The sequence below is a fragment of the Desulfosarcina ovata subsp. ovata genome, from assembly GCF_009689005.1.
In the GTDB taxonomy this organism is placed as follows: domain Bacteria; phylum Desulfobacterota; class Desulfobacteria; order Desulfobacterales; family Desulfosarcinaceae; genus Desulfosarcina; species Desulfosarcina ovata.
Genome location: NZ_AP021879.1, coordinates 7173281 through 7185462, shown reverse-complemented (window position 1 = coordinate 7185462; position 12182 = coordinate 7173281). Strand labels below are relative to the sequence as shown.

At 54.1% G+C, this 12182-nt stretch carries 6 protein-coding genes; all 6 read right to left on the bottom strand.

Annotated elements, in window-relative coordinates; translation table 11 throughout:
- Positions 1-11: 11 nt before the first annotated feature.
- The 6 genes from GN112_RS31450 to GN112_RS31425 all read right to left on the bottom strand — a co-directional run bounded on the left by GN112_RS31450 (position 12) and on the right by GN112_RS31425 (position 12163).
- Positions 12-662: a TorD/DmsD family molecular chaperone gene (locus GN112_RS31450; protein ID WP_162459208.1), complete on the bottom strand. Its 651-nt coding sequence runs from the start codon at positions 660-662 to the stop codon at positions 12-14.
- 77 nt (positions 663-739) lie between these two features.
- Positions 740-1336 carry a 4Fe-4S dicluster domain-containing protein gene (locus GN112_RS31445; RefSeq protein WP_162459207.1) on the bottom strand — a complete coding sequence of 199 codons (597 nt, stop codon included), beginning with the start codon at positions 1334-1336 and terminating at the stop codon, positions 740-742.
- Positions 1336-3966 (bottom strand): molybdopterin-containing oxidoreductase family protein, encoded by a 2631-nt coding sequence (locus tag GN112_RS31440; RefSeq protein ID WP_155313754.1) that lies wholly within the window; start codon positions 3964-3966, stop codon positions 1336-1338. Before GN112_RS31440 ends, GN112_RS31445 begins: the two co-directional genes overlap by 1 nt.
- Before the next feature lie 292 nt (positions 3967-4258).
- The gene (locus tag GN112_RS31435) at positions 4259-5590 is read right to left on the bottom strand and encodes an IS701 family transposase (RefSeq protein WP_155308529.1); all 1332 of its coding nucleotides are present in this window, start codon (positions 5588-5590) and stop codon (positions 4259-4261) included.
- 668 nt (positions 5591-6258) lie between these two features.
- A complete protein-coding gene (locus GN112_RS31430) occupies positions 6259-8079 on the bottom strand; it encodes a sigma 54-interacting transcriptional regulator (RefSeq protein WP_155313753.1) in 1821 nt (606 codons plus the stop codon).
- A gap of 1471 nt (positions 8080-9550) precedes the next feature.
- Entirely contained in the window at positions 9551-12163 is a 2613-nt protein-coding gene (locus GN112_RS31425; RefSeq protein WP_155313752.1) for a UPF0182 family protein, read from the bottom strand.
- Positions 12164-12182 lie beyond the last annotated feature (19 nt).

Sequence of the window (12182 nt, the reverse complement as noted above, 5' to 3'; positions counted from 1 at the left end):
CGCATCGGCCATCATATCGCCGGTTGAAACGAGGCAAGATAGCGTGCCTCGTTGGCGATGAATGAACCGGTAATCCGGGCAAGGCTCCGGAAAAAGGGTATCCGCGCATGGGTTTCCAGGGACGATGCGAATTGCGGAACCCATGCCATGATGTGGCTGTCGATAAACGTCTTCTGGGCCCCCCTGTATTTCTCCTCGTCCTCGGGAACGTCGTCCTCCATGGCCTGCCCCTCTTCATGGGATAGATAATGCATAAACTCCAACTCCATGGAGATATGATCCGGCGGGTCCCTGAAATCGGGGTTCGCGCCCAGACCGAACTCCCGGTAGCAGGATTCAATCAGAAGGTAGAGCTGGGCCGGGTTGTCCTGCTCCATTTTGACCACGGCCGATTGAAAGGGGGGGCACGTCGGCCGGTAGTCGAACAGCCTTACGTATTCCACCTGCATCGGCTCAAGCCGCTGGTTGCAAATGGCATTGCACAGGCAAACGGCTTCCGACGCCTCTCCCGGACCGGAATCGGCGGTACCGGCGTCTAGCAGTTCGGCGAGTTGCCGGCGTTCCGCTTGAAACCGATTGAGCCCGGCCGGTTCCGGATATTGGTATAACTGAGAAAGCGTTTTGTAGACCAGACTTCTCATGTATGGGTCGATGATATTCACGGTGGGCATCCTTTCCCAAAACTATTGGACGTCCGGACAGGGCCCCGCTGCATCCAGCCGGGGCCCTGTCGTCGCGTTTACGCGGCGGGTTTAATCCGGGTCTTGTCCGCTATCTTCAAATTCGCATAGAAGACTTTCGGTTGCGTGCCAAAATGCCCGGAAAGCGGCTTTGCGCCGCTCTCCCGGATGGCCTTGACGATATCGCTGGCCGGGTCGTCCAGATCTCCGAAAATCATGGCGCTGCCGATGCACCGTTCCACGCACCAGGGCCCCTGGCCGGCATCGATCCGTTCGGCGCACATGTCGCACCCGTCCACCTTACCGGTTTCCTCATTGATGTACCGGGCATGGTAGGGACAGGCGTCCACGCACGCCTCGCAACCGATGCATTTTTCAGGATCGAAGGCAACAATGCCGTCTTCCCGGATGAATGACGCCTCGACCTCACATGCCGCCACGCAGGCGGGATTCTCGCACTGCATGCAGTGGTAAGGCACGAAATATCTCCTGACGTCGGGGTACTCGCCGATTTCGGGTTCCATCAAGCGGATGCGGGTGTAAGACCGCCCACATTCGAACTGGTTGGGAATGTCGTGCATGATTTTACAGACGACATAGCATGTCCGGCATCTGACACATCGGTCCAAATCGATCATCATTGCATATCTGCTCATCAGTTTGCCTCCCCTACCTTGCTGATTTTGACCAGGCTGTAGTTCTTTCCGCATCCGCCGGCATAGGGTTCGACGCTCAAGGGAACAAAGGCACTATGCAGAACCCCCTGATTGACTTTTTTCAACATGGTCTTGCTTCTGTGACCGGAGGCAAAAAAAGTAAACGCCGTGTCGGGCTGCAGGCCTTCCGTGAGATGAATCCGGACCTTCTGGGAATATCCCACAACCGCATCGTCGACCACACATGGATCGTCGTTCCTGGTTGGCCCGATGCAGGTGACCGCCACCAGCTCTCCCTCCTTGAGTCCGAGGGCCTGTGCCCGGCGGGCGTTCAGATACAGGGGCATATACGGGTTGCCGCCCTCGATGCCGTCCTCCATCAGATACCGGTTGTTCTGCGTGGCGTTTTTCTGGTGCCAGCTGGCCTTGCCGCTGACCAGATAGAATTCATCGCTTGCCTTGGGGGCGGCAATGGGGATGTATAATGGGAAGGGAAAGACATACCGGTTTTTCTTCCATTGCGACTGCGGATGGTGGTAGCACTCTTCGGAAAGTTCGTTGGAAAAAAGTTCGAACCGGCCGGACCGGGTTTTGATGGGCTTGAACGTCGGATTGTACGTCAGGGGATGGACCTCCACATACGGCCCATTTTCTACGAGATCCTTCGAGCGCACCGGACATTTGCCCTTTTCCAGGATGCGGTCCCACCATTGGTAATCGATGTCCAGATCCTTGAAATAGGGGGCGTAACCGGCCCGGGTCCCCACCTGCTTCATGAACCAGCCGAACGGCTTGGATTCTCCCGGTGATTCGATCACCGGTGCGCGCATCAGGGCCATGGCGTGTTCTTTCCCGTCTTCGGCAACCGGGGTAAAGGTATACAGATGACTCCTTTCGATATAGGAGGATTCGGGAACCACATAGTCGGCCAGCTCCACGAATTCCTTGGGCAGTTGCTCTCCGACCACGATCATTTCCAGTTTTTCCAGGCATTCATAGACCAGGGCCGTGTCCACCTGGGTGATGGCGGAGTTCTCTGCCGTAGAGAAAAGCGCCTTGACCCGGCCCTCCTTGATGGCGTCGAAATGCTCCCATGGCAGGGCCTGGGTGGCCGGGTGGAACTGTTTGGGGGAGCTGTAGCAGGGTTTTTTATCCAGGCTGTCGGCGGCCATCACATTGCCCCAGGAGGCCGGAACCATTTTCAGGTCCGGATGGGGATATTCCGGCACCAAGGGGGGTTCGGGCCACCCGCTGCCCCCTTTGAACCCGTGTTTGGGAACGTAGAAGCCACCTTTTTGATCGATGTTGCCAAGAAAGAGGTTGACGACGCTATAGGCGCGCAATACCTGGAACCAGTTGGCATATCGCCCGGTGGTCAGGCCGGGATAAACGATCACCGACGGCCGATTGTTCCCGAGCCGTCGAGCGATTTGAACCACCCGGTTGGCGGGAAACGGCAGGTTGCACAATTCGACGACTTTTTCGGGGGTGTATTCGGAAACCATGTCCGCATACATCGCACAGGCGGTTTGGCAACGGACGCCGTCTACCATGAACGTCCGGCCCAGGCCCAGATCGAGGTCCGCATTTTTTCCGGCCGCATTGAGTACTTCGGCAGCGCCTTTGGATTTGTTCCACGCCAGGTAATTTCCCCCGGCGTCGGTCATGGCCTGTCCGTTGTCCAGACGAATCAATTGCGGGGCGTTGGTGTATGTCGCCAAAAAATCCGCGTCATAGAGTTTTTCCTGGATGAGGATGTGGGTGATGCCCATCATCAGCACCGCATCCATCCCGGGTTTGATGGGAATCCATTCATCGGCCATGGCCGAGCTGTCCGCCAGTTTCGGATCGATGGCCGCAAACCGGAACCCGTTTTCCCGGGCCTTCAGGTACACCTGGTAAAAGCCCGATGCACCGAAAGCCGTTGCCGGGGTGAAGGCATTCCCGGGAAAGTTCTGGCCGCCGATCAGGGCATACTTCATGTTGATGAAATCAGCCCCGGAGAGCATGAGGGCGCCGGCGTGGTTGCCGCCGAAGGTGATCGCCTTTTCGGCCGAATGGTCGCCAAAGCAGATCTGGCCGTGCATGTAGGAGATGCGTGTGCCGGTAATTCTGGCGAAATAATGCAGAAAATACATGTTGTCCGTCTGCACCGGGCAGCCCCACCAGTTTTCAAACCATTCCGGATGCCCGGCGTCGGTATACTCTCTGATTTTTCCGGCAACGGCATTGATCACCTCGTCCCATGAACAGCGGACGAATTTGGCGTCCCCCCGTTTTCCCACCCTTTTCAGCGGGTGAAGAATACGGTCCGGCGCATAGACCCGCCCCCAGATTCCTCCGTAGGCCTTGGCGCAAACTTTGCCGTTCCATGGGGCGGTATCTTCGCCCCTGACATCGACGATCTTTCCGTTTTTCACCTTTACCTGCAGCGGGCACATCAGGCACATGGCGCATGCCGAATGTTTCCATTTTTCCGTCTCCTTCGATTTCTCCTCTTTTTTCAGTTTCGAAAGGCTCAGTTCCTTCTTAAAGGGTGAGAAACCACAAGACGCCACCGCCGTTCCCGCCAACGCGCTTCCCCCGAGCTTGAGAAATCCCCTGCGGGTTGTTTGAAACCGATCATCCATTCAGCCACCTCCATTTGCGTACAACGAGATTTCACCGCCACCACCGGATGCGACATCGGATCCGGCCAACCTTATTTTCATCAGGCAAGGTCATGCAGAGAGGATTGCGGCCAGCCTGCCGCTAAGGATCGGGGATGAAATGAATTGGACGTAATTGCGCCGGGCTTGTGTTCGTCTTCAAGGCGCATCAACGGTTGCATACTGAGAGTATGTGGCCGTTGATGCAACGCGGAAGACGGGCGCAAGAACAAGCAATTTTGTTCAATTAATAACTAAAGTTTCCTAAATTCAATCAAGCCGCCATGCGCAGCAGTACGTCCACGAGAGAATTAAAGACGGATTTGCGTGGCACCGGGAAGAGCCTACCAAAATCCTTGTCCATCGCGGCCTTTGTAACGGATCGGCGGACATCCGAAAAGGCAAAATGACGGCGGCCGCCGACGGCATGCCGGCGAGATGGCGTTTTCTCGACCCGGCTGGCGTAAATCCAGGCGACGGTGGTCGCCAGCATGCAAAAGTGCAGATGGTTGCTGACGGCCTGCGGATGACGGCTTTGCGTGTCAGCGCTGCCGATGTCGTTTTTCAATTCCTTGAATAAGGCTTCGATCTTCCAGCGGGCCCCATAGTATTCGATAATCTGCTCAGCCGAAAGGGACAGGTCGGTGGAATAAAGTGCCACCCACTGTGTCTTACGATAGACCCAGACCACCTTGACCGCACATCGGATGGTCTTGAGCATCACCACGCGTTCATAGGCTACGATGTTCCGGTTGCGGCCATACAGGTTGACGATGTATTCTTTTGCCAGCGATTTGAATCGAACGGCCAACGCTGCCGCATTCCCCAGCTTGCGGCCATATTTACGCGGGCGGCCTTGTCGTCCGGTCGGAGGTGGCGGCAGTTCAAATATTGTGCTGTTGGATCGAAGCCTGGAAATCATATCCACCCATATGCCCAACTGTTTTTTCAATGGCTTCCACAGGCCGCCATTGCCGAACCATGAGTCGGTGATGATGACAATCCGTTTTCTGGGAAACACCGCGGCAATCTCACCGATCATGTCGACCGCCATGGCAAGCTTGCTCTTGAATGTCACTTCCGGTCCATTGCTGTCACGGTTCATTCGTTCGATGGTTTTCTTCAGGAGGTAGAAACGATAACTCAGCGGCAGACAGGCCCAACGTCCCTTGATCATCTTCAACAACCCCACAGCAACGATGTTCTGGGCCCACGGATACCTGGACTGGTTTTGCTTGGCAGCATGATCGAAAACCTTGTCGCAGGCGAAAATCTTCTTGCCTGTCTTGGCGTTGATACTGTCATCCAGAGCCAGCATTAACCGCCCACCGGTCGTTGGCAGCGGAATCAATTTCCACAGCGTGGGCCATAACCGTTGCCATGGAATCCGTGGGGATGCCATGAAGGTATAGAACTTTTTACGACTGATCCCGGAAAAGCCGAACACCGTCTTCAAGCACCGTAGAATGTTTGAGGTCCTCGATGAGGCGAAAGGAACAATGATCGCCACGATCGTGTATACGAACCATATTCCCCGTTCCTGACCTTTACTGGACTGAGCAAATTCGTTTTTGAGTTTTTCAAGGATGTCGTGTAGGATAAGCATGCGAGGCCTCCGGTTGGGTTGTTTGTTTGTGGAAGAAGAAACATACCACAACCGAGCCTCGCAATCAACATTAACATACTGTATTAACTAAATATTTGATCATATTGCCAAAAATCGGTCCCGATATCTGTAATGATTTCAATAGGTTACAGGCGACCGCCATTTTGCTAACCATCTGTTATTACAGGAAATATTAATATTCTTCAGTAGTACTCACCCCGCCGGGCTGCTTTCAAAAAGGGGAAACTTTAGTTAATAAAATTCCCGATCCTAAATCTCCCCCTGAACCAAGATGTTGCCATCGCGTCATGCCGAATCGGCTTGTTTATAGCATTCAAGATAATGTTTTTGGGCTGCGTTATCGGCCGTCGCAGTATTACCATACGGCTTCCTCCCTCTGGCCTTGCCAAAAACATTATCTTAAATACTATAGGGAATGGATGAGCAATGAGTATGCCACGGGGCGGTGGGCCCCATCTTGTACGCTATTATCGCAATTTCCGGTACCTGCCGATGGCCAAAACGGAACCGAAATGCATCGCCAAAAGGGGGGAAAGAATGATAACTACTCGATATACTGGCAAAAGGCGCAACTGTGGCAAAAATGTCGCAAACTGGCGCATTCAAGAGCGGTCTTGGGCGGGCAGGCAAAAAAGAAAACCGCCGAATCAGTCGATATTGAAATCCCGGATTTTGCGCAGGAGGGTCTTTCGGTCGATACCCAACATTTTCGCCACCTTCGACCGGTTCCAATGATGTTTGTCCAACACCTGCCGGATATACTCGCTTTCATACTCCCGCATTTTCATTTTCAGCGGCATGGGCGGTGCGTTGGCGTCAGGAGGGGGAGTCGTGGCGGCGGCCGGTTCTGTGGTAAAAAAGTCGATCCTGCCGGTGAGCAGGTAACGCTGGATGGTGTTTTTCAGCTCGCGGACATTGCCCGGCCAGTCGTACGCCATCAGCTGACGAAGGACCGAACCGGCAGGAGGCGGCACCGTGTCATGGGGACAGGTTTCAATGACCCGGTCGATCAAAAGGGGGAGGTCTTCCTTCCTGGAGCGCAGCGGCGGCATGTGGATGGGAAAGATGTGGATGCGAAAGAAGAAATCTTCGCGCATGTCTCCGTTTTTGACCAATTGCTTCAGGTCTTTGTTGGTGGCGGCGATGATGCGCAGGTTGGGATGCTTTTCCCGGCGACCGCCCACCGGCGTATACCCCAGCTGGTCGATAACCCGGAGCAGCTTGACCTGTCCGGCGAGGCTGATCTCACCGACCTCGTCCAGAAAAAGGGTGCCGCCGTCGGCCGTGTCCAGCAGCCCTTCGCTGTCCTTGATGGCACCGCTGAAGGCCCCTTTCTTGTATCCGAAGAACTCGCTTTCAAAAATCGATTCCGGAATGGCGCCGCAATTGACCGCCACAAAACGATGGCTGCGCCGGCTGCTCATGGCATGGATCCTTCTGGCGGCCAGTTCCTTGCCGGTGCCCGACTCGCCATAGAGTATCACGGCGGTATCCATCTCCGCCGCTTTGGCGATCATGCCGTAAACCTGGCGCATGGCGTCGCTTTTGCCCACCAGGTCACCGAAACCGTACACCCCGGCAGCCGACGACCAGAGCTGCTCGTTTTCGTTTTTTAACCGGGCCTCCCGCCGCAGGAATTCATCCTCCATCTGTTTGAACAGGGTGAAATCGGTAATGAATCCTTCCACAAAAACGCCACCTTCGGGAGACCGTACGCCGGCACCCTGGTCCCAAACCCATTTCTCCCCATCCGAAACGGTTTGAATCCTGTAGGTGAGCTGAAAAGGCGTCTCCCGGTCGAGGGCCGTTTCAACAGACGCCAGAACCTCCCGGCGGTCATCGGGATGGATCAGGTCGATGTAAGTCGGTCCTCTGTCGCCGGTGAGCTGGCCGGGCCGATATCCGGTGAGGCCGTAACCACCCTGACTGGCGAACTGAAACCGATAGCCGGCGTCGATGCTGTATCGGTAGACCATGCCGGGCAGGTTGTTCATGAGACGGACCAGCCATTTTTTGCTGCGTTCCAGGGCCTCCTTGGATTGCACCAGATCGGTGATATCCATGAAAGAAACCACGCTTCTGGTGGTGCCGGCGATCAGTTGTGCCCTGACGGCCATGTGCCGTTCGCCGTTGTGGGAGGTAATCAGCCGGCACCCATAATCGCTGGGCACAGAATGGCCCTGTCGGCGTCCGGCATGAAACCCCTCCACCCGGGCCTGGTCCTCCGGATGGATGAAATCAATGAGTTTCATCCGGCCCTCAATCCGTTCCCGGGTAATTCCCGAGAGGCATTCGAAGCAGGCATTGGCCATGGCGACGGTCATGTCCGCTTCGATAAGGATCGTTCCGGTACCGGTGTTTTCAAATACGCTGCGGAACGTGCGGTTCTTTGGACGGGAGGATGCCTTCCCGTCTGACCGGGCGGGGCCCCTGGAAGTCTTTGTCCCATTCATATCGCTGGATTCCATGACTCATCCGAAAAATGAAAATCGCCATCCACATCGGCCCCGGATAAAAAAACAGCGTTTCCGTATAAGGGGAACTGTCAACCGGTCGCCTCGATCCTTGCGCCATTATACACCATTCCGGCCAAACCTGCGATGCCTCAATGAGCGGGGTCCAGGGCAATCGCATGTAACCTTGGTATGTGATGTGCCTTACAGGGCGATCGCGTACGGATCGTTACTCTGATCCAAATCGAAATCGGGATCGCTATCGAAATCGAAAAGAAATGGGACGGAGGCATGCAGACTGGATGTTTAGCGACTTGCGGTCAATGGTAGTCAGCGACATGGGAAACTGGAAAACCGGGAACCGTCTATTGCTCTTTTGTCAACCAGTAATTCCAATATACATCGTCGATTTCGACTTCGATTTCGATTTCGATAAACCTGAGTTACCTGCGATGCCTCAATGAGCAAGGTCCAGAGCAATCGCAAGTAACCTTGGTATGTGATGTGCCTTACAGGGCGATCGCGTACGGATCGTTACTCTGATCCAAATCGAAATCGGGATCGCTATCGAAATCGAAATCGAAAAGAAATGGGACAGAGGCATGCAGACTGGATGTTTAGCGACTTGCGGTCAATGGTAGTCAGCTACATGGGAAACTGGAAAACCGGGAACCGTCTATTGCTCTTTTGTCAACCAGTAATTCCAATATACATCGTCGATTTCGACTTCGATTTCGATTTCGATTTCGATTTCGATAAACCTGAGTTACCTGCGATGCCTCAATGAGCAAGGTCCAGAGCAATCGCAAGTAACCTTGGTATGTGATGTGCCTTACAGGGCGATCGCGTACGGATCATTACTCTGATCCAAATCGAAATCGGGATCGCTATCGAAATCGAAAAGAAATGGGACGGAGGCATGCAGACTGGATGTTTAGCGACTTGCGGTCAATGGTAGTCAGCTACATGGGAAACTGGAAAACCGGGAACCGTCTATTGCTCTTTTGTCAACCAGTAATTCCAATATACATCGTCGATTTCGACTTCGATTTCGACTTCGATTTCGATTTCGATTTCGATAAACCTGAGTTACCTGCGATGCCTCAATGAGCAAGGTCCAGGGCAATCGCAAGTAACCTTGGTATGTGATGTGCCTTACAGGGCGATCGCGTACGGATCGTTACTCTGATCCAAATCGAAATCGGGATCGCTATCGAAATCGAAAAGAAATGGGACGGAGGCATGCAGACTGGATGTTTAGCGACTTGCGGTCAATGGTAGTCAGCGACATGGGAAACTGGAAAACCGGGAACCGTCTATTGCTCTTTTGTCAACCAGTAATTCCAATATACATCGTCGATTTCGATTTCGACTTCGATTTCGATTTCGACTTCGATTTCGATTTCGATAAACCTGAGTTACCTGCGATGCCTCAATGAGCAAGGTCCGGTAACGAAAGGGAGCAGGGGGTTTGGCCCGTGGCGCATTAGCGGTTCCCGGGAGCAAGTACCGGATACCGGTTATCCAATTGCTCCATTTCCACACTCGTTTTCTGTAAGAGCTTTTTGTAGGCCTCCTCAATCGAAGGTTCCATGACGGCAACCTGACCTTCACTGACGATAATTCGCTGCAGTTCAGGAATCTGCACCTCGTAGGAGGATTTCAGGAATATCGGCTGGATGTAAAATATGGTCCGGCCGATGGGCAGGATGCTCACGCGTCCGTGGATGATTTTGGATCCGGATTGATCCCAAAGGGTGAACTGATTGGCGATATCCGGGTCTTCATTGATGATGGCATAGGTCTGTGTCGGGCTGAACACCAGTTCGCCTTTGGGGAAATCGTAAACGACGATTTTCCCGTAGTTGGCGACATCGCAGCCGGCAAACGCCATCGACCGCAGATTGGTGTTGCCCTTGGGACTCATTTGCATGAGCAAAAGGAAGTCGAGTTTATCGGGTTGAAACAGGTTGAGGGTCATATACCGGGGCTGCATCGTCGTATTGGCGTCTTTGGCGATGACCTCCGCGTATGCCCAGACGTCTTCCTGCTGGTAGAAAACCTTGGGATCGGTCTGGTGGTATTTGGTGTAAATGCGCATCTGGATGTCGAAAAAGTCGCGAGGGTAGCGGATATGCTCGCGGATGTCCGCCGGCATTTCCGCCTTGTCCTTCAAAAGGCCCGGGTAGATGCGGTCGTAGGCGCGCACGATGGGGTCCTGCGTGTCGAAAATGTAGTAGTCCACCGTTCCGTTGAAGGCGTCCACGACAATCTTGACCGAATTGCGAATATAGTTGAGACGAGTGCCTTTAAATTCAATCGGAGCGGCGTCAGGATACCAATTGGAGGTGGTGTATGCATCCTGGATCCAAAAAATTCCCTTTGACGTTGCCACCATGTATGGGGTGCTGTCCAGCATCAGAAAGGGCGTCAGGGTCTGAATCCGCGCGGTGATATTGCGCCGGAAAAGGATCTTGCTCTGGTCGGTCGTACGGGTGGTGAACAGGAGATTGCGGTCCTTGAAGTGCCAGGAGAAGACCATCCGGCGGAGCAGCGAGGAGAACGGGACCCCTCCCTCGCCCTGATAATTGACCGTCACGTTGTCGTTCCCCTTGGGGTACCCCATTTCACCGGTACTGTTGGGCGCGATGACATAGGAATCGGTTTTTAATCCGTAGTAAATTTCCGGCTGCTGGATCGTCATCCCGTAGTCGGAGAGAATGGGAATATCGTGCATGAACCACGCCATGGGCTCGCCGCCCCCCTGGTTTGCCGGGGCCATGGCCGCACCGTAGCCGTGAGTATACGTCAGGTGACGGTTGATCCAGTTATTCGCATTGGCCGGAAGGTTCTGGGAATCGAGCTCCCGGGGGCCCACCAGGACCTGCGCATACTTGCCATTGACGGTATATCGGTCGACGGTCACTGTCGAAAACGTGTAGTAGGGCCGCAGGTCCTGAAGCTGCTCGATCAGGGGCTTGAATGCATGGTTTTCCCACAGGGGGATGTTATCGAGCACGCTTTTGACCTGGGGGTCGTCATAATGGGCCGGAACCCGTTCGGGTGAAAAATGGCGAACCTCGACATTATCGAGACGATAGGCCTGCAGGGTCGATTGAATATTGTTGGCAATGAACGGTTCCTCACGGGTAAACTCGTTTGGATTGACGATGTATTTTTTGATGAGTTCGGGCAGGAGGGGGGCATGTCTGGCGCCCACAACGATAAAGAATCCCACCAGCAGCCCGGCAAACCATTTGAAGCCGTTGTTGTAGTGGATCGCCAGAAGCAGACAAAAGATGGATGCCGTCAAGAAGGCCAGTTGCAACCATATCAACGGCACGGTGAAATTCATATCTATGAATCCCGGTCCGAAAAATAGCGGCGCGTTGCCGGTCCGGTAAACGAGTTCGTTGCGCTGCAGAATGAAGTCCCAGGATTCGATCAGGAAAATGATCAGCAGGATGAAGCTGAGGTGCCATTTGGCGGCGGCCGGCAGACGCCGATCCTGCCGGGCGAGCAGCTTCTGTTCAGTCCAGTATTGCAGGGACAGCCCCAGAAACAGGATCATGCAGCTGCCCAGCAGAGAGGGTTGAAGCATTCGGTAGATGGGAAACGAGAAAAGGAAATAGGCGACATCCTTGCCGAATACGGGCTCGTTGACACCGGCGCCGGGCCCGAAAAGGTAAAACAGAAATAGTTCCCAGTGTCGGAAAAGGGGCATCGCGACCAGTATCGCCAGCCCCAGGGCAAGCGGAATGGAAACGATCAGCGATCCCGTGCGGAAGCGGTGATACCACTTGGCGGATGGCGGAAGGTCTGCCTGGTGCCAATCGGCGGAATCAACAGGTTTCCGGAGGACCCGCGAGGCGATATGCAGGTTCAAAAAAAAGAAACCCGAAAACATCAGGGTCACCCCGATGAAGACCGCATAGCGGTAAAAAAGTCGCTGCCAGAAATAGAATTCGTATCCCAGCGCACCATACCACCAGATGTCCACAAGCTTTTCCAGCACATAGACGATGGACAGAACAAGTAGAACCGCAAGCAGGATTAAAATGATGATCTTAGTGGTCTTGTGACTCTTTTGGGATAACATTTCGGCACCTCCTGGTGTT

What these genes read in the sequence shown, in the direction of transcription:
- GN112_RS31445 (WP_162459207.1), bottom strand. Translation starts at nt 1,336, where the DNA reads ATGAGCAGATATGCAATGATGATCGATTTGGACCGATGTGTCAGATGC.
- GN112_RS31440 (WP_155313754.1), bottom strand. Translation starts at nt 3,966, where the DNA reads ATGGATGATCGGTTTCAAACAACCCGCAGGGGATTTCTCAAGCTCGGG.
- GN112_RS31435 (WP_155308529.1), bottom strand. Translation starts at nt 5,590, where the DNA reads ATGCTTATCCTACACGACATCCTTGAAAAACTCAAAAACGAATTTGCT.
- GN112_RS31430 (WP_155313753.1), bottom strand. Translation starts at nt 8,079, where the DNA reads ATGGAATCCAGCGATATGAATGGGACAAAGACTTCCAGGGGCCCCGCC.
- GN112_RS31425 (WP_155313752.1), bottom strand. Translation starts at nt 12,163, where the DNA reads ATGTTATCCCAAAAGAGTCACAAGACCACTAAGATCATCATTTTAATC.